Source organism: Tardiphaga sp. 866_E4_N1_4 (assembly GCF_052076075.1).
In the GTDB taxonomy this organism is placed as follows: Bacteria; Pseudomonadota; Alphaproteobacteria; order Rhizobiales; family Xanthobacteraceae; genus Tardiphaga; species Tardiphaga robiniae.
Genome location: NZ_CP197242.1, coordinates 4,244,849 through 4,270,141 on the forward strand (window position 1 = coordinate 4,244,849; position 25,293 = coordinate 4,270,141).

Sequence of the window (25,293 nt, forward strand, 5' to 3'; positions counted from 1 at the left end):
CGCGGGGCGGGTGTCCCGCGTCCGGACACAGTCGAGACGGAATGGTGCGACATTATGGCGCACCTTCAGGCGTGCGGTCGGGAACTTTTCAGTTCAGGCAAAGCGCCAACGACCCATTAACGGAAGTGAGAGAAGAACTACCGTTTCCCGAAGATCGCCGAGCCGACGCGCACATGAGTCGCGCCAAACTGGATGGCGATGGCGAAGTCGGCACTCATGCCCATCGACAACCCGGTCAATCCGTTACGTGCAGCGATCTTCGCCGTCAGCGCGAAATGCGGCGCTGGCGCATCCTCAACCGGCGGAATGCACATCAGTCCGGAAATCGTCAGCCCATAGGTATCGCGACAGCGGGCCAGGAAATCATCGGCCTCGCCCGGCGCGATGCCGGCCTTTTGCGGCTCCTCACCAGTGTTGAGCTGTACGAAGAGCTGCGGCGTCCGCTGCTGCGCCTTCATCTCCTTGCTTAACGCTTCGCAAATGCTCGGTCGATCGACCGAGTGAATCGCATCGAACAAGGCGACCGCTTCCTTGGCCTTGTTGGACTGCAAAGGCCCGATCAGATGCAACGCAATCGCGGGTTGAGTGGCGATCAGCGCCGGCCATTTGGATTTTGCCTCCTGGACACGATTTTCGCCGAACACGCGCTGGCCGGACTCGATCACCGGCCTGATCGCGTCGGCCTCGAACGTCTTCGACACCGCGATCAACGTCACAGAACTGCGGTCCCGCCGCGCTTCGTTACATGCGCGGAAGATATCGTACTCGACCGAAGCGAGTCCGTCGGTTGGTAAAGAAGACGTTACGCCTGACGACTCTTGCACGGATTTATTTTCAACCAAGGCGCGAACTTTCTTGAGATCCATTGCAGTTTAACGAATCCGGGAAAGGCTTTTTGAAGGCTTTGGAGTACCTATGTCCGCGGGGCTTAGGGATCGAAGATGTCACGCATCGGTATTAACCGCAATAAAGCGAGGCTCAGGGGAGCTCTCGGCATTCGCGCTCGACTGGTCCTGTTGGCCCTCATTCTGGTCGGGCCATTAATGGCGGAGCGAATTCGCTCACTCGATGCGACGCGTACCCACCAGATCGCGACGGCCGCGCGTGATTTTGCTGGCGTCGCCCAGCACAGCGCCGATGCACAGCGCGAAGTCTTCGCCTCGATCGAGGCCGTGCTGAAATCATCCGCCTACATCTATACGTCGGCCGCTCAGGTGAATCGGAGCTGCGCCATTATGCGGGCGAGCCTCCGCGGCGATATGCCGTGGCTGCGCAGCCTGACAGTGGCCGGTGCGGATGGCATCGCCATGTGCTCGACCTGGCCGGAAGTCATCGAGCAGAGATTCGATTTCAGCGATCGCCCCTATTTCAAGAAAGCGATTGCGACCGGTGAGTTTGTCGTCAGCGATTATCTGTTCAGCCGCTTGACGAACCAGCCGACCGTGATGGCGGCCTATCTCGCACCGGGCCTGACTAAGGACGACGATGCCGTGGTACTGGCGGCGGTGAATCTCGACTGGATGTCGAAGATCATGGGCAATCTCGGCGACCGGCCCGGTGTCACGACACTGCTGGTCGATCATGCCGGCACCGTGCTTGCAGCGCCGCCGACAAACGCCAGCGCGATTGGTCGGCCGATGGAAGACCTTGCTCTATTGCCGATGATCGAAGCGCATCTGCGCAATACGGATAAGCAGACCGGTTCGCTGTCATTCAGCGCCAGTGACGGTTCACAGCGCACCGTATCATTCGCGACAATCCCCGGTACCGGCGCGCAATTGATCGTCAGCATCGACGAGGCCCGAGTCTCGGCGGTTGCCGATCGCGAGATCCGCACCGCCTATTTGCAGCTCGCCTTCGTTTGCCTGTTCGTTCTGCTTGGCGCGCTGGTGGTTGCGGAGCGACTGATCATCAAGCCGATCCAGATGATGGAGACCATGGCGCAGCGCTTCGGTCGCGGCGACTGGTCGGCCCGCGTAGCGCGGAACAAGCTGCCGGCCGAGTTCGTACCGCTGGCACGCGCATTTTACGGCATGGCGGCGCAGTTGCGTGGTCGCGAACGCGAATTGCGCGCCAGCAACGAGCAGCTCACGGTGCTTGCCTCCATCGACATGCTGTCTGGCCTTGCCAATCGGCGCGGCTTCCAGAGCCGCCTCGATTTCGAATGGCTGAAGGCCCAGCAATCCGGCGACCATCTGACGCTGCTGATGATCGACGTCGATCACTTCAAACTCTTCAACGACACCTATGGCCATCCCGAAGGCGATGCTTGCCTGGCGCGCGTCGGCGAAGCTCTCTCCAGCCTGGCCGATCGCTGCTCGGGCTTTGCCGGACGCTATGGCGGCGAGGAATTCTGCCTGCTGCTGCCGGGCACCGAGGTCGCCCGCGGCATCCAGATCGGCGAAATAGTACGCGCGGCAATCTGGAACCTGGCGGTCTCCCATGCCACCAGCGCACATCAGCGGGTCACGGTCAGTGTCGGCGTGGCCTCGACGATGCCAGCTACGCTGGAGACGGCGAACGATTTGATCGAGGCAGCCGATGCCTCGCTCTACGCCGCCAAACGGCGTGGCCGCAACACCGTGGTGGAGCACGGCTTTGTGCGGGCATATGGCACGGCCGTGTCGCTGGCGGGGTGAGACTACGGGCCCGCCCCTGGTCCCGTTTCTTGTCTTAAACCATTGACCTAACGCAGCCTTTTATGGCCTAGTCCCCGGCCTCAAGCGCGAATTCAGCCCGAGCAAGCACCGGTTTGCGACCTCGTTCGCGCGTCCATGATCTGAGAAGCGCTCGAACCGGCCGGCGGATTTCAAAAACACCATGAGCAACGAACGTTACAACGCCCGCGAGACCGAACCGCGCTGGCAGCGCGTCTGGGACGACAAGGCGATCTTCGCCACCAAAAACGACGATCCGCGCGAGAAGTATTACGTGCTCGAGATGTTCCCCTATCCGTCGGGGCGCATCCATATGGGCCATGTCCGCAACTATACGATGGGCGACGTGGTTGCGCGCTTCCAGCGCGCGCAAGGCAAGAACGTTCTGCATCCGATGGGCTGGGATGCGTTCGGCCTGCCCGCCGAGAACGCCGCGATCGAACGCAAGGTCGCTCCGAAAGCGTGGACCTATGAGAACATCGCGTCGATGAAAAAGCAGCTGCAGACCATGGGTCTGTCGCTGGACTGGTCGCGCGAATTCGCAACCTGCGACCCTACCTACTACAAGCATCAGCAGAAGATGTTTCTCGATTTCATGCGGGCAGGTTTGGCCGAGCGCAAGAAGTCCAAGGTGAACTGGGATCCGGTCGATCACACTGTGCTGGCCAATGAGCAGGTGATCGACGGCCGCGGCTGGCGCTCAGGGGCGCTGGTGGAGCAGCGCGAGCTGACCCAGTGGTTCTTCAAGATCAGTAAATATTCCGACGAGCTGCTGTCTGCGCTGGATACGCTGGATCGCTGGCCCGACAAGGTGCGCCTGATGCAGCGCAACTGGATCGGCAAGTCGGAAGGTCTGCATTTCCAGTTCGGACTGATCGGCGCACCCGCGGGATTCGACAAACTGCCGGTGTTCACGACACGCCCGGACACCATGTATGGCCCGACTTTCGCTGCGATCTCGCCGGATCATCCGCTGGCGAAAGCGCTCGCAGAAAAAGACTCCAAGGTTGTCGCCTTCATCGAGGAATGCCATCGCATGGGCACCTCGCAGGCCGAGATCGACACAGCCGAGAAGCTCGGCTTTGACACCGGCATCAAGGTCACGCATCCCGCCGACGTGTCATGGACACTGCCACTCTATATCGCAAACTTCGTGCTGATGGATTACGGCACCGGCGCCATCATCGGTTGCCCGGCACACGATCAGCGCGACCTGGATTTTGCGCGCAAGTACGATCTGCCGGTGCTCGACGTGTTCGTGCCCGTCGGTAGCGATGAGCGCGTTGGTAACATCGCTTTCGCTCCGGCGAAAAGTGAGACTGTGCAGTATGTCCGTTGGGTGGGTGAACCTGGCGCGATGACCTGCGAAGAAGCGATGAAGAAGTCGCTCGAGATTTTCGAGAAGGACGGCTGGGGCAAGCGCGAGATCAATTTCCGCCTGCGCGACTGGGGCATCTCACGTCAGCGCTATTGGGGTTGCCCGATCCCGATCATCCACTGCCCGAGCTGCGATATCGTGCCGGTGCCGGACAAGGATCTGCCGGTCGTGCTGCCGGAGGACGTTTCCTTCGACAAGCCGGGCAACGCGCTCGATCATCATCCGACGTGGAAGCATGTGAAGTGCCCGAACTGCGGCGCGGATGCGCGGCGCGAAACCGATACCATGGACACCTTCGTGGATTCGTCCTGGTACTTCACGCGCTTCACGGATCCATGGAACACGTCGGCACCCACGACGATCGCCGTTGCCAATCGAATGATGCCTGTCGATCAGTATATCGGCGGCGTCGAGCACGCGATCCTGCATCTGCTGTACAGCCGCTTCTTCACCCGCGCCATGAAGGCCACCGGCCACGTCAATTTCGACGAGCCGTTTGCCGGCATGTTCACGCAAGGCATGGTGGTGCACGAGACCTACAAGAAACAGGACGGCACCTTCGCCTCACCGGCCGAGATCAATATCACCGGCGACGGTGACGGCCGCCGCGCAACCATGCTGACCGACGGATCGCCAGTGGAGATCGGCTCGATCGAGAAGATGTCGAAGTCGAAGCGCAACACAGTCGACCCCGACGACATCATGGGCACCTACGGCGCCGATACCGCCCGCTGGTTCATGCTGTCGGATTCGCCGCCGGACCGCGACGTCATCTGGAGCGAGGAAGGCGTCAAGGGCGCCTCACGTTTCGTGCAGCGTCTGTGGCGGCAGATCAACGAATCAGCCGCGCACGGCAAATCGGCGCCGGCAGCCCGTCCCACCGAATTCGGTCCGGATGCGATGGCGATCCGCAAGGCCGCGCATGGCGCGCTCAGCAAGGTCTCGACCGAGATCGAAAAGCTGCATTTCAATGTCTGCCTCGCCCATATCCGCGAATTTTCCAACCTGCTGGGCGAAGCTTTGGCACGTTCGGGAACCCCGACCCCGGATGTCTGCTGGGCGCTCCACGAGGCCTCGGTCATCCTTGTTCAACTGTTTGCGCCGATGATGCCGCATCTGGCCGAGGAATGCTGGGGTGTGCTGGGGCAACCGGGCATGATCTCGGAAGCCCGTTGGCCGCAAATCGAGCCCAATCTGCTGGTTGAAGACACCATGACCCTGCCGGTACAGGTCAACGGCAAGAAGCGCGGAGAAGTCACAGTGGCACGGGAAGCGACGCCCCCGGAAATTGAGGCTGCCGCTCTGGCGCTCGATGCTGTAAAACAGGCTCTCGACGGCAAACCCGTCAAGAAGGTCATCGTCGTCGCCCAGAGGATCGTGAATGTTGTCGGCTAAATCCCGCATTGCCGCCCGGCTTATGGTCGTCGCCACCCTGGCGGCGCTGACGGCCGGCTGCTTCCAGCCGATGTATGCCGAGCGTGGCGACGGCAAACCCGGCCTGCGCGAGAAGCTGCAGGGCGTCGAAGTTCCACCATTGGAATATCCCAATGCGTCGCCGCAGGCCCGCGTCGGCGTGAACATCCGCAATGCGTTGATGTTCAAGATGTATGGCAGTGCCACCGGCCTGCCGCCGACCTATCAGCTGAAGATCCGTTTCAACCCAAGCCGGACCTCGCTGATCGTCGACCCGAATACCGCGCTGCCGACCAGCGAAAATTACGGCATCGACGCGACCTACGGCCTGATCGAGATCGCCACCGGAAAGCAGGTCCTGACCGGCAGCACCTTCTCCCGCGTCACCTATGACATCCCCGGCCAGCTGCAGCGCTTCGCCCGCGCTCGCGCCTATCGCGACGCCGAGGACCGCGCGGCGGGTGAGATCGCCGACAACATCAATACCCGTCTGGCGTCGTTCTTCTACGCCGGCACCTAAGCCCGTCGCGTGGTCGCGCTTCGCGGAAAAGACATCGACACGTTTCTCGCGCGGCCGGATGCCGGCCGGCCGATCATTCTGCTCTACGGAGCTGACGCTGGACTCGTCCGCGAACGCGCCGACGCGCTGATGAAATCCGCGGTCGACGATCCCAATGATCCATTTTCGCTGGTTCGCATGGACGGCGATGATTTGGCCGCCGAGCCGTCGCGTCTCGTCGAAGAAGCCATGACGGTGCCGCTGTTCGGTGGGCGGCGAGCGATCCGTGTGCGCGCAGGCTCAAAGAATTTTTCCAGCGGCGTCGACACGCTCGCTGACTCCGATATCAAGGATTGCCGCATCGTCATCGAGGCTGGTGAGCTTCGGCCGGAATCGCCATTGCGGAAAGTCTGCGAGAAGGCCAGGACCGCGGTGGCCATCGCCTGTTACCCCGACACCGAGCGCGATCTCGCAAAGCTTATCGATGAAGAGCTCCGCGTCTCCAATCTCCGCATGGCGCCGGATGCACGCGCCACACTAATGTCGCTGCTCGGCGGCGATCGGCAGGCATCGCGTAACGAGCTCCGCAAGCTCACGCTCTATGCGCATGGTACCGGCGAAGTCACGCTCGACGACGTGATGGCCGTCGTCGCCGACGCGTCCGAGCTGAAGATCGATCCAATTGTCGACGGCGCCTTTGCCGGGAATCCCGCCGCGGTGGAAGTCGAGTTCAACAAGGCGATGATCGCCGGAACTTATCCAGGCATGATCATGATGGCCGCGCAGCGCCAGGCCGCATTGCTGCACAAAGCCAGCCTGCTGGTGGAGGCTGGTAGTTCGGCATCAGCAGCCGTGGAAAGCGGATTTCCGCGGCTGCATTTTTCCCGCAAGGGAACGGTGGAAGCAGCGCTGCGAAATTTCTCGGCGCAGCGGCTGGTCAACATCATCGACCAGCTCGCCGTTGCCGCCCTCGATGTGCGCAAGCAAAACGCCCTCGGCGCGGTGATCGCACAGAGGGCGTTGATGTCGATTGCCGTGAATGCAAGGCGGCGCGGTTAAGTAGCGATGGCGCTCCCTTAACCTCGCCCCGCATTTGCGGGGAGAGGTCGACCGGCGAAGCCGGTCGGGTGAGGGGCATGGGACAAAGTCAGCCCAACACACGATCTTTCGGATCGCACCAATTCGTCTTCAAAAACGTCAGTGAAATGATCCGACCCGAGAGCATATCTCTGCGGCGAACTCTGTGCGCTGCCCCTCACCCGCCGCGAAGACGCGACGACCTCTCCCCGCGCAGAGCGGGGAGAGGTTAGGAAGCAGCACCGTCGAAATCAGCCTTCCGAATCCAGCCGCTTCAGAATTTCGTCGAGCTGATCGAGATCACGATACTTGATGATCACGGTGCCGCCGGGATCACGGTGATCCACCGACACTTTCAGCCCGAGCACATCGCTGACCCGTTTCTCCAGCGCGATCGTGTCGGCATCCTTCGCCGCCTTGGGAGACGACGTGCGCGGCTTCTGCGGCGCGCGCTCCGGCACGCCCTCTTCATGCGCGAGTGCTTCGGTCTGACGAACGTTCAGTCCCTCGGCGATGATCCGTTTCGCGGCGCTCGATGCGTCCGGCAGGTTGATTAGCGCGCGGGCGTGACCGTTGGAGAGCTGCCCCGATGCGATCAGGCCCTGCACGTCTTCCGGCAGCTTGGTGAGGCGCATCATGTTGGCGACATGGCTACGGCTCTTGCCGACGATTTTCGCGATCTCGTCCTGGCTGTGTTTGTAGGTCTCAGCGAGCGAATGATAGCCCTGCGCCTCTTCCATCGCATTGAGATCCTCGCGCTGGACGTTCTCGATGATCGCGATTTCCATCGCGGCCGAATCCGTCACGTCGAGCGGCACGATCGGCACTTCATGCAGACCGGCGATCTGCGACGCACGCCAACGGCGCTCGCCGGCGATGATCTCGAAGCGATCGTTGCTACCCTTCACCGGCCGCACCACGATCGGCTGGATCACGCCATGCTGCTTGATCGAGGCCGCGAGTTCGCTGAGTTCCGCATCGGCAAAAGCCCGACGCGGGTTGCGCGGATTGGCCTTGAGAAATTCAATAGGCACCTTGCGCTGGTTGCGCGAAGGACGCTCGACATGCGCGGCTTCGCCGCCGACATCGCCGATCAGACTTGCAAGACCGCGGCCCAGCCGCGAACGCGCTTCATCAGCCATCGCCAATCCCTTCGAACTCATCGCGCCACTCCGTACTCAAACTTGAAATTCGGTTGCAGGCTGGGCAAAGGCGTACTTGCGCCGTGCCTGCCATTATCGTTTGCGATCCGCTGTTGTGGGCACGCTGTGCTTTGCCCACCCTACTTGCTCAGTGAGCGGTGCGCAGGTCGCGCTCGCGCTGGATCACTTCGGTCGCGAGCCGCAGATAGGCTTCAGAGCCCGAGCACTTCAGGTCATAGACCAGTACCGGCTTGCCGTAGGACGGCGCTTCCGAAATGCGGACGTTGCGCGGAATCATGGTCTCATAGACCTTGCTGCCCATGAATTCGCGTACGTCGGCAACGACCTGGTTTGACAGGTTGTTGCGCGAGTCGAACATGGTCAGCACGATGCCATGGATCGACAGGTTCGGATTCAGCGTCGAGCGCACCTGCTCCACGGTCTGCAACAATTGCGACAGACCTTCGAGCGCGAAGAACTCACACTGCAGCGGAACGAGAATCGCATCCGACGCGGCCATGGCATTGACGGTGAGAAGGTTGAGCGATGGCGGGCAATCGATCAGCACGTAAGTATAGTCGGAGCCTGGCGAGACATTGTTGTTCAACTCGCCGATCGCATCGCGCAGCCTGAAGGCGCGGTCGCGGGCCGAACCGAGTTCAAGCTCGAGGCCCGACAGATCCATGGTCGAGGCGGCTATGTGCAGACGCGGCACGGCGGTGACGACGACCGCATCGCGCAGCGGCGCTTCGCCGATCAGGACGTCGTAGGTCGAGCAGTTGCGATTGCGGCGATCGATGCCGAGACCGGTGGATGCATTGCCCTGCGGATCGAGATCGACGATCAACACCCGCTCGCCGATCGCGGCGAGTGCGGTGCCGAGATTAATCGCGGTGGTGGTCTTGCCAACGCCGCCCTTCTGATTCGCCAGCGCCAGGATGCGGGGATGGCCAGGCACCGTATTTGACGTATGCTCTTGATATTGCTGATCAATTACGGTCATTGGTGTGGCCATTTTGGTTTGCGGACGGGGTCAGTCGCTCGATCCGGTCGAGTTCGACGATCCAGCCTTGTCCGCCGGTCAGGCTGGCATGCAGGCGCGGGCTTATATTCCAATATCTAGTAGCTTCGGTCAATTCCGATTCTACATCTTGACCCTTGAGAAATAAGGCTTTTGTGCCCGGCTTCATCAGGGGCTCGGCGAAACCGATAACGATATGTAACGAGGCAACGGCACGCGCGGTGATGCAATCGACATGCTCGGGAAATCTATCCACATTATCCCCGATGTCAGCCAGATGAATTGTGCCTGGGGCTTGCGTCACACGTAACGCTTCGCGCAGGAACGCCGCCTTCTTGGCGTTTCGCTCGACGAGATGGACATGCCCACCTGAGACGTCACCCATGGCACAGGCCAGAACCACGCCTGGGAAACCTCCACCGCTGCCGAAGTCCAGCCAGGTCCTTGCATCCGGCGCGAGGCTCAGAAGCTGCAGCGAATCCGAGATATGGCGCGTCCAGAGATTTGGAAGCGTGGCCGGCGAAATCAGATTTGTCTTGGCCTGCCACTGCAGCAACAGGTCGACATAGCGATCGAGCCTGTCTTCCGTTTCACGTGAAACAGGTGTCAGCCGCAAGGCCGCAGCCTTATCGGCATCGAGCCGGGGTGCGGGAGCCGCTTGCTGGGATCGTTGCGCCATTGGATTGTCTGAAAAGCTGTTGGGACCCATCCATACTCTGAGTCCATTACAGCCGCTATCAAATTGCCGGATTGAGGCGACGAATCCGGGCGGGAATTGCCGATGAATGAGCGACCGACCTATCAGGATGCCCTTCGACGCACCGGCCTGCTCCGCATCCTCGAACCATTCGACCCGCATGTGATCGGCACGCTGCCGCTCGGTGTCGCCCGGCCCAACAGTGACATCGATATCATCTGTTGCGCCGCCGACCTGTCCGCGGCTGTTGAACTTGTCTGGAAGCACTTCGGCGAGTCCGAAAGCTTTGCCATCTATCAATGGTCGGCCAAAGGCCGACCGGTGATCGCGACATTCGAAGCGTATGGATGGCCATTCGAAATCTTCGTCAGCTCGACTCCCGTACAGGATCAAGCTGGCTGGCGGCACTTCGAGGTCGAGAAGCGACTGCTGACCCTGGGCGGACCCGCCTTCCACACCGCCATCTGCGCGTTACGGGCCGGAGGAGTAAAGACAGAGCCTGCCTTTGCGCGTGCGCTCAAGCTTGAAGGCGATCCTTACGCCGTCCTGTACGACCTGTTCAGCACCTCTGATAACCAGCTGAATGCCGTCCTGAGGGCGCAAGGGTTTGCAGTATAGAGGATTCAGGACAGTGAGTTGACCAGGATCAATGCGAGCAGGACGAGTCCGGGCTCCAATGAATCATCGTTGGAGGCAGATGACCATGAGTGTGATCGTACGGCTTTTCCTGATGCTGGCAGCACCCATCACTGCGTTGTTCGTCTCGCGTGACGCACTCAATTTCGACGTGGTCCAGACGATCGTCGCCGTGGTTCTCTTTACAGTGGCCGTCGCAGCTATTGCCTTCTGGCCCCGCCGGCCAGCGAAGCCACCTTCAACGGAGCCGCGTTGATTTCGGCTTCCTGTTTCACGTGAAACAACCAACTAGGCCAAAGCAGCCTTCGGCTTGCGTGCTTCGCGGCGGAGATAGGCCGCGAGAATGGCCAGCGCCGCCGGGGTCATACCATCCAGACGTCCCGCCTGCCCCACAGTGTGAGGAAGCGCGGCCTTGAGCTTCGCCCGGGCCTCATTGGACAGTCCGGGGACCGCATCATAGTCGACGTCCACCAGCGAGAGACCCTCGTCACGGCGAAAAGCCTCCACATCCGCGGTCTGACGCTTCAGATAGACACCATATTTGGCATCGATCTCGATATGGGTACCGATCGCTGGGTCAATGGCCGATAATTCTGGCCAGATCCGGGTCACGGTGGCCCATTCGGTCTCTGGGTAGGAGAGGAGATCGAAGGCAGAGCGGCGCTGACCGTCATGATTGAGCGCCAGACCGTGCTTAGCGGCCCCGTTAGGAGTGATCGAGAGCGCCTGGGTCAGGGCCTTACCAGCGGCGAGGGCTTCCATCTTGGCGCCATGCCGGGCCGAACGAGCGCTGCCGACACATCCCAGGCTGATACCCTTGTCAGTCAGACGCTGATCGGCGTTGTCGGCACGCAGCGTGAGACGATATTCGGCCCGCGAAGTAAACATCCGATAGGGCTCGGTAATTCCGCGGGTGACCAGATCGTCAATCATCACGCCGAGATAACCGTCAGCCCGGTCGAACACGGTCAACTGGCTCCCACTCGCAGACAGGGCCGCATTCAGACCGGCGACCAGACCCTGGGCGGCGGCCTCTTCGTATCCTGTGGTGCCATTGATCTGCCCGGCCAGAAACAGGCCGGAGACGCGCTTGGTCTGCAGCGTCGGATCGAGTTCGCGGGGATCGACGTGGTCATATTCGATCGCATAACCGGGGCGGACCATTCGGACCCGCTCGAGACCGGGGATCGAGGCCAGGATCGCAGCCTGAACCTCCTCGGGCAGTGAGGTAGAGATGCCGTTGGGATAGACCGTGGAGTCATCGAGGCCTTCCGGCTCCAGGAAGATTTGGTGACCATCGCGATCGCCAAAGCGGACGATCTTGTCCTCGATGGACGGGCAGTAGCGCGGCCCTGAGCTCTTGATCTGGCCGGAATACATCGGCGAACGATGCACATTGGCGCGGATCACCTCATGGGTGGCCGGTGTGGTGCGCGTAATGCCGCACTGGATCTGCGGATTGGTGATCCGCTCGGTCATGACCGAGAACGGCTCCGGCGGATCGTCGGCGGACTGCATCTCAACCCCGGCCCAGTCGATGGTGGTCCCATCGAGCCTTGGTGGCGTGCCGGTCTTGAGCCGTCCGAGGGTAAAACCGACGCGCTCGAACGCCTTGGACAGGCCCAGTGCGGGAGCTTCATCGATCCGGCCAGCGGGCCAGTTCTTCTCGCCGAGATGGATCAGGCCGCGCAGAAAGGTCCCAGTGGTGATGACCACCGATCCGGCAGCGAGTTCGCGGCCATCGGCCAGACGGACGCCGGTGACCCGGCCATTTGACATCAGCAGGTCGTCGGCCTCGCCTTCAACCACACTCAGATTCTCGGTCGCCACGATCGCCGCCTGCATCGCTGCAGCGTAAAGCTTGCGGTCCGCCTGGGTGCGCGGGCCGCGGACGGCCGGGCCCTTCTTGCGATTGAGCATGCGGAACTGGATGCCGCCGGCATCGGCGATGCGTCCCATCAACCCGTCCAGCGCATCGACTTCGCGAACCAAATGACCCTTGCCCAGACCGCCGATGGCGGGGTTGCAGGACATCGCGCCAATGGTCGCAAACTGGTGCGTGACCAATGCAGTCCGCGCGCCCATGCGCGCAGCACCAGCCGCGGCCTCGCAGCCGGCATGGCCTCCCCCGATTACGATGACGTCAAACTTGTCCTGCATGGCCGCAGCTTCTAGCGCGGGCGCCGCCGGGATTGAAGAGAAATCCACAGGCACTGTTTCACGTGAAACAACGGATGTCCTCTGAAGAGGATCTAAGAGGCAGGACTGTTTCACGTGAAACACAATCTGCTTTAGCCGTCATTGCATAGCGCACGCCTGCAACGAAGCAGTCCTGTCTTTTGCAAGTCAGCTATCCCTTCTGGATTGCTTCGCTCCGCTCGCAATGATGGCTGAAATCTCTATGCTTTTACCGAGAGTTCCACGCCTGAGTTGATTCAATATTCATTTCAATAAAAAGTGAATAAAGTAATATTACTTACCTATACAAAAATCCCGGAAGATGCTATCGAGGATATCTTCCACATCGACACGTCCCAGCAGCAGTCCCAATTGCTGCGCCGCAGCACGCATATCTTCCGCAACGAATTCTTCACCATGCCCGGCCGATGCTGCAGCATGCTGCAGCAAACTCGAAGTGCTGCGCAGCAAAAGACGCTGCCGCTCCCGGGTAATCAGCCCAGCCTCACCGCTCCCAAAGTACCGACCGGCGAAGTCGACCAGCAGGGCCAACAGTTGTGCGAGGCCATCGCCGCGCTCTGCAGAAATTGCGATCAACAAGTCTGGCCCGGCTGAGGCAGCCTGGACCAGATCGACCTTGTTCCGGACCACCCAGACCGGCGTCTCAGATTCCGCCAGCCATTGCTCTGGATGAGATGCCCCTGCGCTGGAGTCCACCAGCCAGAGCACCAGATCCGCTTCGGCCGCCCGAGCCCGCGCCCGGCGCACGCCCTCCTCCTCCACCGGATCGGCCGTCTCACGAATGCCGGCGGTGTCGATGATCGTCACCGGATAACCGTCGAGATCGAGCTGCACCTCGATGACGTCCCGGGTGGTGCCCGCATACGGTGATACGATCGCCACGTCGCGCCGGGCGAGCTGGTTCATCAGCGTCGATTTACCGACATTGGGCTGGCCAGCGATCGCCACCACCAGACCGTCGCGCAAGCGCTCGCTTCGACCCTGTGCCGCCAGCACCTCCTCGATCTCCCGATGCAGCGCCGATGCTTTCGCCAAAGCCGGCGCCAGCAATTCGGCAGATACGTCGCCCTCGTCGGAAAAATCGATGCCGACTTCGACCAGGGCCAGCGCCTCGATGATCTGCTGTCGCCAGTTGCGCGCCTTGTCGCCGAGCAGTCCCTTGAGCTGCCGCAGCGCCTGACGCCGCTGCCGGTCGGTATCGGCATGGATCAGATCATCAAGGCCTTCCGCCTCAGTCAGATCGAGCTTGCCGTTCTCGAACGCACGGCGCGTAAATTCGCCGGGCTCCGCCGGCCGTAAGCCATCGATAGCCGCCAGCGCTTCAAACAAGGAAGCCAGCACTGCGCGTCCGCCGTGGATATGAAATTCGGCAACATCTTCCCCGGTCGCACTGGCCGGTTCCGGAAACCACAGCACCACTGCATCGTCGATCGGACCAAGCTTTTCGTCTGACAGCAGAACATGAGCCGCCAGCCGTGGCGCCGGCAGCTTCTTCGCCAGACGCTCCAAGACCTGCCCCGCCAGTGGACCCGACACGCGCACGATAGCGATCGCCGTCGGCGGCCGTCCGGAGGACAATGCGTAGATCGTCTGGTCGCGTGGATGCATCGCCTATTTGCCGATGCGGGTGACCGGATGCAATGGGGATTCTGACTCTGAAATCCCACCCATGCCATCGTTCCGTGGCGAGCGCAGCGTTAGCTGCGAGCGAACCTCAGCCACTCCAATTAGAGTGGCGGGGAATCCCGAGATGTTCAAAACAATCCGGGATTCCGGGTCTGTACTTCAGCCGGCATAGCCGACTTCCGTACATCCCGGAATGACAGCGAGTAATGGTGCACAAAACAGAAAAGCGCCGTTGCTTTCGCAACGGCGCTTTTTGCAATCCTGAAACTGTTCGCCCGAACAGCCCCGAAACTTACGTATTCATCGAATCGAAGAATTCCGAGTTGTTCTTCGTGTTGCGGAGCTTGTCGAGCAGGAAGTCGATAGCGTCCATCGTGCCCATCGGATTGAGAATGCGGCGGAGCACATACATCTTCTTGAGCAGCTGCGGATCGGTGATGAGCTCTTCCTTGCGGGTGCCCGAGCGCGAGATATCGATCGCCGGGAAAGTCCGCTTGTCCGAGACCTTGCGGTCCAGGATGAGTTCCGAGTTACCGGTGCCCTTGAATTCTTCGAAAATGACTTCGTCCATACGGCTGCCAGTATCGACCAGCGCGGTAGCGATGATGGTCAGCGAACCACCTTCTTCCACATTACGGGCCGCACCGAAGAAGCGCTTCGGACGCTGCAGAGCATTGGCGTCGACACCGCCGGTGAGCACCTTGCCGGACGACGGGACCACGGTGTTGTAGGCGCGGCCGAGACGGGTGATCGAATCCAGCAGGATGACCACGTCGCGGCCATGTTCGACCAGGCGCTTGGCCTTCTCGATCACCATTTCGGCGACCTGCACGTGACGAACGGCCGGTTCGTCGAAGGTCGACGAAACGACTTCGCCCTTCACCGAACGCTGCATGTCGGTGACTTCTTCCGGACGTTCGTCGATCAGAAGAACGATCAGATAGCATTCCGGGTGGTTGGCGGTGATCGAATGCGCGATGTTCTGCATCAGCACGGTCTTACCCGTACGCGGCGGCGCGACGATCAGTGCGCGTTGACCCTTACCGATCGGCGCGACGATGTCGATGACACGCGCCGAGAGATCGCGGCGGGTCGAATCTTCCAGCTCGAGGCGGAAGCGCTGGTCCGGAAACAGCGGGGTGAGGTTGTCGAAATTGACCTTGTGCTTCGACTTCTCGGGATCTTCGAAGTTGAGCGTATTGACCTTGAGCAAAGCGAAATAACGTTCGCCTTCCTTCGGGCTGCGGATATGGCCTTCGACCGTATCGCCAGTGCGCAAGCCGAAGCGGCGGATCTGCGAGGGCGAGACATAGATATCGTCCGGACCTGGCAGGTAGTTCGCATCGGGCGACCGCAAGAAGCCGAAGCCGTCGGAGAGAACCTCGACGACGCCTTCACCGATGATGTCGGTTTCCTTGATCGCTAGCTGCTTCAAGCTCGCGAACATCAGCTCCTGCTTGCGCATGGTGCTGGCATTTTCGACCCCGAGCTCTTCCGCAAACGAGACAAGCTCGGCTGGCGTCTTGGCCTTGAGGTCCTGGAGTTTCATTTCCCGCATTGGGAGGGATCCTGTGGAAAGTCGGGGAGGGAGCGCGAGGTAGCCAAGACGGATGCGGACGCTGGAAAAGATCAGGAAAGTCCGCAGGTCTCTGGCCAGGAAGTCTTGAGCGAGGAAGGTGCTGAAGGAGCTTCAAACCTGATGCGGTGGCCGGTTCAAAAAGCGAAACCGGTACAAACCACATCCGCCTGCGTGGGGTGGGATAACGCGAATATAGAAAATCGCAGGGTGTCGCGCAAGGAGCCGAAACGGCGGTTGTGATGACAAATTTGGCCTAGAACGGCTTTACGATCACCAAAATCACGATCAGGATCATCAAAATTGTGGGTACCTCGTTGATAATTCGATAGAATTTCGAAGTCCGCGTATTTTTGTCCTGAGCAAAATCACGCACCCGGGCACTCAGAAAGCCATGAACGCCAGACATCAGCAGCACCAACGTCAGTTTGGCGTGAAACCAGCCCGAGCTGAACCAGTGACCGGCCCAGGCGAGATACAGGCCGAGGATCCAGGTGACGATCATCGCCGGATTGATGATCGCCTTGAGCAGGCGACGCTCCATCACCTTGAAGGTTTCGGATTGCTTCGAGCCGATCTCCGCATCGCAGTGATAGACGAACAGTCGTGGCAGATAGAGCATGCCCGCCATCCAGGAGATGACGGCGATCACATGCAGCGCCTTGGCCCATTCATACATTCGAAAGTTCTTTCCAGCATCACTGCGTCACACCGCACGTGCAGACACCGGAACACTTCACCGGAAAGCCGCGTTGCAGGACGCGCCGATACAGAGCGGATCACCGCACTATCCGCAAGCCATCCTTCTCTTAAATAATATTTATAGAATCTTAGGTTTGAGTCTAAGTGACAGTGGATTTCAGCCGCCCAAAACAATCCCGGAACTGTCCCACGCTTATGCACATGGCCACGTGATTTCTCCAAAGCGGCCTGTATGCAAGTTCGATATGCAGCGCAAAGGCTTACCGTCGCCGTGCACTGGATTATCCCAAGACAAACCCGGATAACCCCATTATCATTCAGAGCAGCCTCAGAGCTTTTCCTCTTCATGAGCCCTGTGAAGAAAAAACCGAGTTATCCCGGGCCCGCCGAGGCGATGGTCGATTTCCCGGAAAAGCTCCACAGAGATTCACAGGACATACACGATCATGGTGCCCACCACCGGCAGCTATTTTCATCTTCATCTGGTCTCCGATTCGACCGGTGAGACATTGATCACCGTGGCTCGCGCCGTCGCGGCGCAATACGCGAATGTCACGCCAGTCGAACATGTCTACCCGCTCGTGCGGAGTCAGAAGCAGCTTGATCGCGTGCTTTCCGAAATCGAGGAAGCCCCCGGCATTGTTCTCTTTACGCTGCTGGAAAAAGATCTGGTTGGCCGGTTGGAAGCCAAGTGCCAGGAGATCAACAGCCCGAGCCTGTCGATCATCGGGCCAGTGATGCAGCTGTTTCAGGCTTATCTTGGTGCGTCGACAACCGGCCGCGTCGGTGCGCAGCACACGCTCAACGCCGAATATTTCAAGCGTATCGACGCGCTGAATTATTCGATGATGCATGACGATGGCCAGCATGTGGAAGGCCTCGAAGAAGCGGATGTGGTTCTCGTCGGCGTCTCGCGCACGTCGAAGACACCAACATCGATCTATCTTGCCAATCGTGGTGTGCGCACGGCCAATGTGCCGCTCGTCCCCGGCATCCCCATTCCCCATCAGCTTGAGACGTTGAAAAATCCGCTGGTGGTCAGCCTGCACGCGACGCCGGAGCGCTTGATTCAGATTCGCCAGAACCGGCTTCTCAGCATTGGCAGCGATACGGCCAATGACGATTATATCGATCGCCAGTCGGTCACGGACGAAGTCACCTATGCGCGCAAGCTTAGCGCCAAATACGGCTGGGCTTTGTTGGAAGTGACACGTCGCTCCATCGAGGAAACCGCGGCAGCCATCATGAAACTGCTGGCCGATCGCCAGCGTCAGAGGATGTCCGAATGACCATTTGGCGTGGCGTGCAACCACTGATCCTGGCGTCGCAGAGTTTGGCGCGTCGTGAGTTGCTGGCGAATGCTGGCATTACGTTTGATGCGATGCCGGCGGATATCGACGAGCGCGGCATCCAGCAGAAATCCGGGTTGACGGCGCCTGGTGAGATCGCGGCTTTGCTCGCCGAGCGGAAGGCGGCCTTTATCTCGCTGCGTCATCCCGGTCGCTATGTTCTTGGCGCCGATCAAATCCTGGCGCTCGGGGATCGGATGTTCAGCAAACCCGCCGGACGCGAACAGGCGGCCGAACAACTTGCGATCCTCGCCGGTCGGACCCACGAATTGCATTCAGCGCTTGCCGTCGTTTGCGATGGTGCGACGTTGTTCTCCAATGTCTCCGTGGCGCATATGACCATGCGCAAGCTGGATGATGCGGCGATCAATGCCTATCTGGACGCTGCGGGCGACAAGGTGACGACGAGTGTCGGCGCCTATCAGCTCGAAGGTTTGGGTGTGCATCTGTTCGAGCTGATTGAAGGCGATCACTTTACCATTCTCGGCCTACCGCTGTTGCCGCTGTTGAGTTTCCTGCGGGGCGAAGAGATGATCGCGATCTGATTTTTATGAGGAATTGATGCGCGTATTGGGGCTGACCGGTTCGATCGGAATGGGGAAATCCACCACGGCGAAGTTGTTCATGGAAGCCGGCGTGCCGGTCTATGACGCCGACGCCACCGTGCACATGATCTATGAGGGCGAAGCTGTACCGCTGATCGAGGCGGCGTTTCCCGGAACCACCGTGAATGGCAAGGTCGATCGCGCGAAGCTATCGCCGCTGGTGGTGCACGATGCCGCCGCGATGAAGAGGCTCGAGCAGATCGTGCATCCGCTGCTCGGCGCCTATCACAGAAAATTCCTGGAAGATGCAGAGAAGTCGGGTGCGCCAGTGGCAGTGGTCGATGTGCCCCTGCTCTATGAAACCGGCGGAGAAAAGCGGGTCGATGCGGTAGTCGTCGTGTCCACCAATCCCGAACAGCAGCGTGAGCGCATCCTGGCGCGCGAGGGTATGACGGCCGAGAAACTCGACGCCATTCTGGCGCGGCAGCTGCCTGACGCCGAAAAGCGCAAGCGCGCCGACTTCGTGGTGGATACGTCGAACGGATTGGACCCCGTGCGGGAGCAGATCCGTGAAATTCTCGCCGAGGCTGTTAAGATGCCACAACGGCGGCCCTGACCGCCCCCTGATTCGACAACCGGCTTACTGCGATGCGCGAAATCGTCATGGATACCGAAACCACCGGCCTCGATCCCCTCCGGGGCGATCGGCTGGTGGAAATCGGTTGCCTCGAAATTTTCAACCGGATGCCGACCGGCCAGACCTTTCATGTCTACGTCAATCCCGAGCGTGACATGCCTCAGGAAGCATTCAACGTGCACGGGCTGTCGGCCGAGTTCCTGTCGACCAAGCCGCTGTTTCACGAAGTGGTCGACGACTTCATGGCCTTCATCGGCGATTCGCCGCTGGTGATTCATAACGGCATGTTCGACCTCGGCTTCATCAATGCCGAACTCGATCGCATCAAGCGCCCGCCGGTGCCGCGCGAGCGTCTCGTTGACACGCTGTTGCTGGCGCGCCGCAAGCATCCCGGTGTGTCGAACAAGCTCGACGATCTCTGCGCCCGCTATGCGATCGACAATTCCCGCCGCACCAAGCACGGCGCGCTGCTCGACTCCGAATTGCTGGCGGAAGTCTATATCGACCTCATTGGGGCCCGGCAGTCGCAACTGATCCTGGCGGACGAAGCGCCTGCGCAGCGCACCGGCAGCATCAATGACGCACCGCGCCGCCAGCGCGAGATCGCACTTGCGCCGCGCGTGACCGAAGCCGATCGCGCCGAGCACCGCGCCTTTGTCGCAACGATGGGCGAGAAGGCAATCTGGAACGAATTTCTGGGAACGCCGTCGTAAAACGACAATGGCCGGGACAAGCCCGGCCATGACGTAAGCTTATTACTGGAGCACCCGAACTTAGTTTGCCGGACCAGCGTCGGCTTGAGCCTGACGTTCCAGGTTCTGCCGGTACAGACCGACGAAATCCACGGGATCGAGCATCAGCGGCGGGAAGCCGCCATCACGTACGGCGGTGGCGATGATTTCGCGCGCGAACGGGAACAGCAGGCGCGGGCATTCGATCATAACCAGCGGGTGCAGGTTTTCCTGCGGCACGTTGACGATGCGGAATACGCCGGCATAGGCCAGCTCGAACGAGAACAGCACCGAGCCGGCGTTCTCGGCCTTGCCCTCGACCGACAGCGTCACTTCATATTCGCTCTCGGAGAGATTGTTGGCGCCGACATTGATCTGGATATTGATGTTCGGCTGCTGGGCCTGCGGTGCCAGCGAGGCTGGGGCGTTCGGGTTTTCGAACGACAGGTCCTTGGTGTACTGCGCCAGTACATTAAGCTGGGGGGGGGACTGCTCCGGAGGGGTGCCGTTGCCGTTTGCCATCGAAAATTCTCCTGAAGCGCTGCCGGGCGGGTGGAACCGGTTCGTCGCGGGCGTCCGCACGAACGGTCGAATGAGGTGATCGCGGCGAGTGGCTATCATAGGCCTGCGGCACTCGACAAGGATGCCACGCCACAACCTGGACGCTAGAAAATCGCTGGTTTGACCCACCGCTTGGGCATCCAGGTGCAAAACCGGTCATATTCGCTCCGAATTCACGTTAAATGACTGAAAGTGCGGGTTTTCCTCGTTCGATCCGATTTCCTCTGACAGACAAACGCGCTAGAATTTATCGAAACGGTTGCGGTCGAGGCTGCCGGTGCGAAGGCCGCTTTGCCGCAGCCGGACACGATGGCGCGCCATTGGCTGGGCTTAGTTTCATGTCTACATGGAGCAGGTTCGCCCATGACGCGATCTCCCGACCCTGTGGGAGCCGATTTCAGCACCGCGATGGGCGGCATAGTCTTCCGCCGGGCATGCCCGGCACCGATCAGAAAGCAATAAGACGTGGACATTTACACCATCATCTTCCTGGCACTGGCGGTCTTCATTTTCATCCGCCTGCGCAACGTGCTCGGACAGCGCACCGGCGAGGAGCGTCCGCCCTTCGACCGCGCCGCGCGTGATGCTCTGCCGCCCGAAGGCAATGTCGTGCCGATGCCCGGCGGTCCGATCGATCAGGCTGCGCCGGCACCGGCCGCCGACGTCTCTCCCGCCGAGCGCTGGAAGGGCATCACCGAACCGGGCACGCCGCTCGCCGCCGGTCTCGATGCCATCGTCGACCAGGATTCGTCGTTCGATCCGCGCCATTTCATCACCGGCGCCAAGGGCGCCTATGAGATGATCGTGTTGGCCTTTGCCAACGGCGATCGTCGGTCGCTGAAGGATCTGCTGTCATCGGAAGTGTTCGACTCGTTCGACGCCGTCATCAAGGACCGCGAGAAGAACGAGCAGAAGACCGAGACCCGTTTCGTCTCCATCGACAAGGCCGAACTCGTCAGCGCCGAAGTGCGCGATCGCGCGGCACAGCTCACCGTACGTTTCGTGTCGCAGATGATTTCGGTGACGCGCGACAAGACCGGCGCTGTGGTCGACGGCAATGCCGACAAGGTCAGCGACATCACCGACGTCTGGACTTTTGCCCGCGACATCACTTCGCGCGATCCGAATTGGAAGCTGGTTGGCACCGGCAGCGTGCAATAACGCTGCCAGGCTCGGCCGGCTTGCCGCGCTGTGCGTGATTGCTGCTGCGTTGGTCCCTGTCTCTGCGGACGCACGGGTCCGGCGTCACGCCAAGCACGTCAAGAATGATCCTGCACAATTTGTGTATGTGCCCCGGCACAATCCGCCGCGGGAATGGCCGTTCGAATTCACAGGCAGCCAATATGCGCCGGTGAATTGGACCGATATCGCCGGCTGGAGCGAGGACGATCACCTCCTCGCCTTCCAGGCGTTTCGCACCAGTTGCAAGCCGATCGTTGCTCAACGCAACTCACCAACGGATTCGAAGGCGCTTGGCACCACGCTCCGCGATCCCTGCCGGGCTGCGAGAACTGCCGAGATTTCCGATGGCGCCAAGGCGCGCGCCTTCTTCGAAGACCATTTTCTGCCGCTGCGTATCTCACGGCTCGGCGAGCCTGAAGGTTTCGTCACCGGCTACTATGAGCCGGTGATCGACGGTTCGCGCACGAAGACTGACGTTTACACCGTGCCGGTCTATCGCCGCCCGTCGAATCTGTTTGTGCGCGGCTATCGCCAGTCATCCGCAAGCATGCCAAATGGCGGCGATGTGTTCCGCAAGATTGGCCGTCGCAAACTCGTGCCTTATTATGATCGTGGTGAGATCGAAGACGGCGCCATCGCCGGGCGCGGGCTCGAAATCGTCTGGCTGAAGAGCCAGACCGATTTGCTGTTCACGCAGATCCAGGGCTCGGCGCGCGTCCGCCTCGAAGACGGCGGCACGGTGAGGATCAATTACGATGCGCATAATGGCTATCGCTATACGCCGGTCGGTCGCGTGCTGATCGATCGCGGCATCATCCCGCGCGAGCAGATGTCGATGCAGCGTATCCGGCAATATATGGAAGAGAACCCGGATGCCGCGAGCGAACTACGTCGGCAGAATCGCTCTTATGTCTTCTTTCGCGAAGTGCAGCTCTCCGACAAGGACGAAGCCGTCGGTGCGCAAGGCGTGCCGCTGACGCCGGGCCGATCCATCGCCGTCGACAAGTCGCTGCATGTCTATGGCACACCGTTCTTCATCGAAGGCGATCTGCCGGTCGACTCGGATACGGCAAAGACGCCGTTCCGTCGCCTGATGGTAGCGCAGGACACCGGCTCGGCCATTGTCGGTCCGGCCCGTGCCGATCTGTATTTTGGGGCCGGCGCAGAAGCTGGCCGAGTCGCCGGCCGGATGCGCCATCCTGCGCGCTTTGTTATGCTGGTACCGAAGAGTCTCGATCCCTCTGTGCGCGGCCATCACATGCCGCTGCCCGATGCGCGGCCGTCGGAGACAATCGCAAAGCTGTTTCCACAGACCGAGCTAAAGCCCCCGGAAGTATCGAAGGTCGAAAATCCCGCGATCGACAACAAGGCCGCAGCAAAGCCCGATACGTCTAGGTCTGATACATCGGTCGCGTCGAAACCCGTAGCGCCAACAGTGACAGCGCCGCCGCCATTGCCGGTTGCAAAACCGGCTGTGGCTACGGTCGCGCCCACCCCGACATCGTCTCCATCCGTGGCTACGACAGTGCCATTGCCGGAGGCTCGGCCTGCGGTCGCGCCTCAAGTCGCAGCCGAGGCGAAGTCGCAGAAAAAACCCGAAGTAAAACCTGAAGTGAAGCGGGAAGTGAAACCGAAACGTGCCAAAGCCAGGCACCGCGTGTATCGTCGCGCAGCGAAGCAGCCGCAGTCCCTCTTCCGTTTTCCCTGGCAATGAAGCGTTCACGTCCACCGCAACTCATCGATCCCGTGGCGCCGCGCCGTCGCCGCGTGCTGAGCGAAGAGGAGCGCGCGCTGTGGGAACTGGTCGCCAAACAGGTCAAGCCGCTGCGCAAGAAGCGGGTAGTGAAGCCGGAGCCTGCGGAAGACGCGCCAACGCTTGTGAAAGTCGCGGCGCCCAAGAAGATGACCTCGGCACCGCCGGCAGTCCTCAAAACCGCAAAGCCTGCGCCGCCGCCGGTGCCGCCTCTGGCGCCGCTCGGCCGTCGCGAGCGTTCACAGCTCTCGCGCGGTCGCAAGGACATCGACGCGCGGATCGATCTGCACGGAATGACACAGACGCGCGCGCATCACGCGCTGTCGGCATTCCTGCATCGCGCCAGCCATGACGGCATGACTTTCGTGCTGGTTATCACCGGCAAGGGCCGCACGACCGGCCCGGAATCCGAGCGCGGCGTCCTGCGCCGCCAGGTGCCGCTCTGGCTGGGACTGCCGGAGTTTCGGTCGCTGGTGGTGGGATTCGAGGAAGCGCATATCGGGCACGGCGGCGCCGGTGCGCTGTATGTGCGGATCAGGCGGGCGCGTTCTTAATCTCTCCCCGCAAGAGCGGGGCGAGGGAGCGAGAGGTCAGTGCTTCGTCTCACAAAATAAACCGGCTCAGATCCGAATTCTTCGCCAGATCCCCCACATGCTTCTGCACATAGGCGGCATCTATTCTGATGGTCTCGCCGTTGCGATCGGGCGCAGCGAAGGAAATCTCGTCGAGCACCCTCTCCATCACCGTCTGCAAACGTCGTGCGCCGATATTCTCGACGGTTGAATTCACGGCAACGGCGACATCGGCCAGTGCATCGATGGCATCGTCGGCGAATTCGAGCGTCACGCCTTCGGTCTGCAATAGCGCCACATACTGCTTGATCAGCGAAGCCTCTGGCTCGGTGAGAATGCGGCGCATGTCATCGCGGGTCAGCGCATTGAGCTCGACGCGGATCGGCAGGCGGCCCTGCAATTCCGGCAAGAGATCGCTCGGCTTGGCGATATGGAATGCGCCGGATGCGATGAACAGGATGTGGTCGGTCTTCACCGCGCCGTGCTTGGTGGAGACGGTGGTGCCTTCGATCAGCGGCAGCAGGTCGCGCTGAACACCTTCGCGCGAGACTTCGCCGCCGCTGCGGCCGTCGCGCACGCAGATCTTGTCGATCTCGTCGAGAAACACGATGCCGTTGTTCTCGACCACTGAAATCGCTTCCTGCACGAGTGCGTCGCTGTCGAGCAGCTTGTCGGCTTCCTCATTCACCAGCGGCTCATGTGCGTCTTCCACGCGCAGACGGCGCGTCTTGGTGCCCTTGCCCATCTTGCCGAAGATATCGCCAATCGAGATCGCGCCCATCTGCGCGCCGGGCATTCCCGGGATTTCGAACATCGAGGGGCCGCCGGAGGACTGAACCTCGATCTCGATCTCCTTGTCGTTGAGCTCGCCGGTGCGGAGCTTCTTGCGGAAGGATTCTTTTGTCGCCGCACTCGCCGTGGCGCCGACCAGCGCGTCGACCACGCGATCCTCGGCGGCGAGCTGAGCGCGTGCCTGGACGTCCTTGCGCTTGCGCTCGCGGGTTAGCGAGATCGCGACCTCGACGAGGTCCCTGATGATCTGCTCGACGTCGCGGCCGACGTAACCGACTTCGGTGAACTTGGTCGCTTCGACCTTGATGAACGGCGCGCCAGCGAGCTTCGCCAGCCGCCGTGCGATCTCGGTCTTGCCGACGCCGGTGGGGCCGATCATCAGGATGTTCTTTGGCAGCACTTCCTCGCGGAGCGATCCGGTCAGTTGCAGGCGCCGCCAACGATTGCGCAGCGCGATCGATACCGCGCGCTTGGCGTCGTGCTGGCCGACGATGAACCGGTCGAGTTCGCTTACGATTTCGCGGGGAGAAAAGTCGGTCATGTCACTC

23 protein-coding genes are annotated in these 25,293 nt (G+C 60.9%); 13 read left to right on the top strand and 10 right to left on the bottom strand.

The window, feature by feature from the left end; genetic code table 11:
* Positions 1 to 137 precede the first annotated feature (137 nt).
* Entirely contained in the window at positions 138 to 866 is a 729-nt protein-coding gene (locus AB8B20_RS20545) for a YggS family pyridoxal phosphate-dependent enzyme (RefSeq protein WP_439074151.1), read from the bottom strand.
* A gap of 75 nt (positions 867 to 941) precedes the next feature.
* Between AB8B20_RS20545 and AB8B20_RS20550 the strand changes: the two genes are divergently transcribed.
* The 4 genes from AB8B20_RS20550 to holA all read left to right on the top strand — a co-directional run bounded on the left by AB8B20_RS20550 (position 942) and on the right by holA (position 7,006).
* Positions 942 to 2,639: a diguanylate cyclase domain-containing protein gene (locus AB8B20_RS20550; protein ID WP_175369338.1), complete on the top strand. Its 1,698-nt coding sequence runs from the start codon at positions 942 to 944 to the stop codon at positions 2,637 to 2,639.
* A 181-nt stretch (positions 2,640 to 2,820) separates the two neighbouring features.
* Positions 2,821 to 5,430: a leucine--tRNA ligase gene (gene leuS / locus AB8B20_RS20555; protein WP_439074150.1), complete on the top strand. Its 2,610-nt coding sequence runs from the start codon at positions 2,821 to 2,823 to the stop codon at positions 5,428 to 5,430.
* Positions 5,417 to 5,968 (top strand): LPS assembly lipoprotein LptE, encoded by a 552-nt coding sequence (locus tag AB8B20_RS20560; protein WP_068730220.1) that lies wholly within the window; start codon positions 5,417 to 5,419, stop codon positions 5,966 to 5,968. Before leuS ends, AB8B20_RS20560 begins: the two co-directional genes overlap by 14 nt.
* 9 nt (positions 5,969 to 5,977) lie before the next feature.
* The gene (gene holA / locus AB8B20_RS20565) at positions 5,978 to 7,006 is read left to right on the top strand and encodes a DNA polymerase III subunit delta (RefSeq protein WP_439062036.1); all 1,029 of its coding nucleotides are present in this window, start codon (positions 5,978 to 5,980) and stop codon (positions 7,004 to 7,006) included.
* 269 nt (positions 7,007 to 7,275) lie between these two features.
* On the opposite strand, the gene AB8B20_RS20570 is transcribed toward holA, so the two are convergent.
* The 3 genes from AB8B20_RS20570 to rsmG all read right to left on the bottom strand — a co-directional run bounded on the left by AB8B20_RS20570 (position 7,276) and on the right by rsmG (position 9,866).
* Entirely contained in the window at positions 7,276 to 8,166 is an 891-nt protein-coding gene (locus AB8B20_RS20570; RefSeq protein ID WP_439074978.1) for a ParB/RepB/Spo0J family partition protein, read from the bottom strand.
* Positions 8,167 to 8,314: 148 nt separating this feature from the next.
* Positions 8,315 to 9,169 (bottom strand): ParA family protein, encoded by an 855-nt coding sequence (locus tag AB8B20_RS20575; RefSeq protein WP_068730223.1) that lies wholly within the window; start codon positions 9,167 to 9,169, stop codon positions 8,315 to 8,317.
* Positions 9,156 to 9,866, bottom strand: coding sequence for a 16S rRNA (guanine(527)-N(7))-methyltransferase RsmG (rsmG, locus tag AB8B20_RS20580; protein ID WP_439074976.1), 711 nt, complete (start codon positions 9,864 to 9,866; stop codon positions 9,156 to 9,158). The genes AB8B20_RS20575 and rsmG overlap by 14 nt, the downstream gene beginning before the upstream one ends.
* A gap of 102 nt (positions 9,867 to 9,968) precedes the next feature.
* On the opposite strand from rsmG, the gene AB8B20_RS20585 reads away from it, so the two are divergent.
* Both AB8B20_RS20585 and AB8B20_RS20590 read left to right on the top strand, forming a co-directional pair.
* Positions 9,969 to 10,502 (top strand): DUF4269 domain-containing protein, encoded by a 534-nt coding sequence (locus tag AB8B20_RS20585; RefSeq protein ID WP_439074149.1) that lies wholly within the window; start codon positions 9,969 to 9,971, stop codon positions 10,500 to 10,502.
* An 85-nt stretch (positions 10,503 to 10,587) separates the two neighbouring features.
* Entirely contained in the window at positions 10,588 to 10,776 is a 189-nt protein-coding gene (locus AB8B20_RS20590; protein ID WP_439074148.1) for a hypothetical protein, read from the top strand.
* Between the two features lie 32 nt (positions 10,777 to 10,808).
* Here AB8B20_RS20590 and mnmG read toward each other — a convergent pair whose 3' ends face one another.
* The 4 genes from mnmG to hemJ form a co-directional block, all read right to left on the bottom strand.
* Complete coding sequence (mnmG, locus tag AB8B20_RS20595; protein WP_439074147.1) at positions 10,809 to 12,680, bottom strand: tRNA uridine-5-carboxymethylaminomethyl(34) synthesis enzyme MnmG; 1,872 nt, start codon at positions 12,678 to 12,680, stop codon at positions 10,809 to 10,811.
* A gap of 312 nt (positions 12,681 to 12,992) precedes the next feature.
* A complete protein-coding gene (gene mnmE, locus AB8B20_RS20600; RefSeq protein ID WP_439074146.1) occupies positions 12,993 to 14,327 on the bottom strand; it encodes a tRNA uridine-5-carboxymethylaminomethyl(34) synthesis GTPase MnmE in 1,335 nt (444 codons plus the stop codon).
* A gap of 310 nt (positions 14,328 to 14,637) precedes the next feature.
* Positions 14,638 to 15,903, bottom strand: a complete 1,266-nt coding sequence (gene rho, locus AB8B20_RS20605; RefSeq protein ID WP_068730228.1) for a transcription termination factor Rho — start codon at positions 15,901 to 15,903, stop codon at positions 14,638 to 14,640.
* A gap of 274 nt (positions 15,904 to 16,177) precedes the next feature.
* Positions 16,178 to 16,600: a protoporphyrinogen oxidase HemJ gene (hemJ, locus tag AB8B20_RS20610; protein ID WP_093757804.1), complete on the bottom strand. Its 423-nt coding sequence runs from the start codon at positions 16,598 to 16,600 to the stop codon at positions 16,178 to 16,180.
* 472 nt (positions 16,601 to 17,072) lie between these two features.
* Between hemJ and AB8B20_RS20615 the strand changes: the two genes are divergently transcribed.
* From AB8B20_RS20615 to dnaQ, 4 genes are read left to right on the top strand one after another with little or no spacing between them, the layout of a single operon-like run.
* Positions 17,073 to 17,912: a pyruvate, water dikinase regulatory protein gene (locus tag AB8B20_RS20615; RefSeq protein WP_089263669.1), complete on the top strand. Its 840-nt coding sequence runs from the start codon at positions 17,073 to 17,075 to the stop codon at positions 17,910 to 17,912.
* Entirely contained in the window at positions 17,909 to 18,517 is a 609-nt protein-coding gene (locus AB8B20_RS20620) for a Maf family protein (protein WP_439074145.1), read from the top strand. The genes AB8B20_RS20615 and AB8B20_RS20620 overlap by 4 nt, the downstream gene beginning before the upstream one ends.
* A gap of 16 nt (positions 18,518 to 18,533) precedes the next feature.
* Positions 18,534 to 19,133 carry a dephospho-CoA kinase gene (gene coaE, locus AB8B20_RS20625; protein WP_439074144.1) on the top strand — a complete coding sequence of 200 codons (600 nt, stop codon included), beginning with the start codon at positions 18,534 to 18,536 and terminating at the stop codon, positions 19,131 to 19,133.
* A gap of 32 nt (positions 19,134 to 19,165) precedes the next feature.
* Positions 19,166 to 19,867, top strand: coding sequence for a DNA polymerase III subunit epsilon (gene dnaQ / locus AB8B20_RS20630; protein ID WP_089263111.1), 702 nt, complete (start codon positions 19,166 to 19,168; stop codon positions 19,865 to 19,867).
* A gap of 60 nt (positions 19,868 to 19,927) precedes the next feature.
* Here the strand turns inward: dnaQ and secB are convergent, their stop codons facing one another.
* Positions 19,928 to 20,407, bottom strand: a complete 480-nt coding sequence (secB, locus tag AB8B20_RS20635) for a protein-export chaperone SecB (RefSeq protein WP_068730233.1) — start codon at positions 20,405 to 20,407, stop codon at positions 19,928 to 19,930.
* A 504-nt stretch (positions 20,408 to 20,911) separates the two neighbouring features.
* On the opposite strand from secB, the gene AB8B20_RS20640 reads away from it, so the two are divergent.
* The 3 genes from AB8B20_RS20640 to AB8B20_RS20650 are packed head-to-tail and all read left to right on the top strand — an operon-like array spanning position 20,912 to position 23,935.
* A complete protein-coding gene (locus AB8B20_RS20640; protein WP_439074143.1) occupies positions 20,912 to 21,607 on the top strand; it encodes a Tim44/TimA family putative adaptor protein in 696 nt (231 codons plus the stop codon).
* Complete coding sequence (locus tag AB8B20_RS20645) at positions 21,504 to 23,342, top strand: MltA domain-containing protein (RefSeq protein WP_439074142.1); 1,839 nt, start codon at positions 21,504 to 21,506, stop codon at positions 23,340 to 23,342. The genes AB8B20_RS20640 and AB8B20_RS20645 overlap by 104 nt, the downstream gene beginning before the upstream one ends.
* Positions 23,339 to 23,935, top strand: a complete 597-nt coding sequence (locus AB8B20_RS20650; protein ID WP_439074141.1) for a Smr/MutS family protein — start codon at positions 23,339 to 23,341, stop codon at positions 23,933 to 23,935. The genes AB8B20_RS20645 and AB8B20_RS20650 overlap by 4 nt, the downstream gene beginning before the upstream one ends.
* Positions 23,936 to 23,984: 49 nt before the next feature.
* Here AB8B20_RS20650 and hslU read toward each other — a convergent pair whose 3' ends face one another.
* Positions 23,985 to 25,286 carry an ATP-dependent protease ATPase subunit HslU gene (gene hslU / locus AB8B20_RS20655; RefSeq protein WP_068730236.1) on the bottom strand — a complete coding sequence of 434 codons (1,302 nt, stop codon included), beginning with the start codon at positions 25,284 to 25,286 and terminating at the stop codon, positions 23,985 to 23,987.
* Between the last annotated feature and the right edge of the window lie 7 nt (positions 25,287 to 25,293).

Coding starts and splice junctions, on each gene's coding strand:
- coaE (WP_439074144.1), top strand. CDS start 18,534: ATGCGCGTATTGGGGCTGACCGGTTCGATCGGAATGGGGAAATCCACC.
- hslU (WP_068730236.1), bottom strand. CDS start 25,286: ATGACCGACTTTTCTCCCCGCGAAATCGTAAGCGAACTCGACCGGTTC.
- AB8B20_RS20590 (WP_439074148.1), top strand. CDS start 10,588: ATGAGTGTGATCGTACGGCTTTTCCTGATGCTGGCAGCACCCATCACT.
- mnmE (WP_439074146.1), bottom strand. CDS start 14,327: ATGCATCCACGCGACCAGACGATCTACGCATTGTCCTCCGGACGGCCG.
- AB8B20_RS20550 (WP_175369338.1), top strand. CDS start 942: ATGTCACGCATCGGTATTAACCGCAATAAAGCGAGGCTCAGGGGAGCT.
- AB8B20_RS20545 (WP_439074151.1), bottom strand. CDS start 866: ATGGATCTCAAGAAAGTTCGCGCCTTGGTTGAAAATAAATCCGTGCAA.
- rho (WP_068730228.1), bottom strand. CDS start 15,903: ATGCGGGAAATGAAACTCCAGGACCTCAAGGCCAAGACGCCAGCCGAG.
- dnaQ (WP_089263111.1), top strand. CDS start 19,166: ATGCGCGAAATCGTCATGGATACCGAAACCACCGGCCTCGATCCCCTC.
- leuS (WP_439074150.1), top strand. CDS start 2,821: ATGAGCAACGAACGTTACAACGCCCGCGAGACCGAACCGCGCTGGCAG.
- rsmG (WP_439074976.1), bottom strand. CDS start 9,866: ATGGCGCAACGATCCCAGCAAGCGGCTCCCGCACCCCGGCTCGATGCC.
- AB8B20_RS20585 (WP_439074149.1), top strand. CDS start 9,969: ATGAATGAGCGACCGACCTATCAGGATGCCCTTCGACGCACCGGCCTG.
- AB8B20_RS20620 (WP_439074145.1), top strand. CDS start 17,909: ATGACCATTTGGCGTGGCGTGCAACCACTGATCCTGGCGTCGCAGAGT.
- secB (WP_068730233.1), bottom strand. CDS start 20,407: ATGGCAAACGGCAACGGCACCCCTCCGGAGCAGTCCCCCCCCCAGCTT.
- AB8B20_RS20560 (WP_068730220.1), top strand. CDS start 5,417: ATGTTGTCGGCTAAATCCCGCATTGCCGCCCGGCTTATGGTCGTCGCC.
- hemJ (WP_093757804.1), bottom strand. CDS start 16,600: ATGTATGAATGGGCCAAGGCGCTGCATGTGATCGCCGTCATCTCCTGG.
- AB8B20_RS20650 (WP_439074141.1), top strand. CDS start 23,339: ATGAAGCGTTCACGTCCACCGCAACTCATCGATCCCGTGGCGCCGCGC.
- mnmG (WP_439074147.1), bottom strand. CDS start 12,680: ATGCAGGACAAGTTTGACGTCATCGTAATCGGGGGAGGCCATGCCGGC.
- AB8B20_RS20575 (WP_068730223.1), bottom strand. CDS start 9,169: ATGACCGTAATTGATCAGCAATATCAAGAGCATACGTCAAATACGGTG.
- AB8B20_RS20645 (WP_439074142.1), top strand. CDS start 21,504: ATGCCGACAAGGTCAGCGACATCACCGACGTCTGGACTTTTGCCCGCG.
- AB8B20_RS20570 (WP_439074978.1), bottom strand. CDS start 8,166: ATGGCTGATGAAGCGCGTTCGCGGCTGGGCCGCGGTCTTGCAAGTCTG.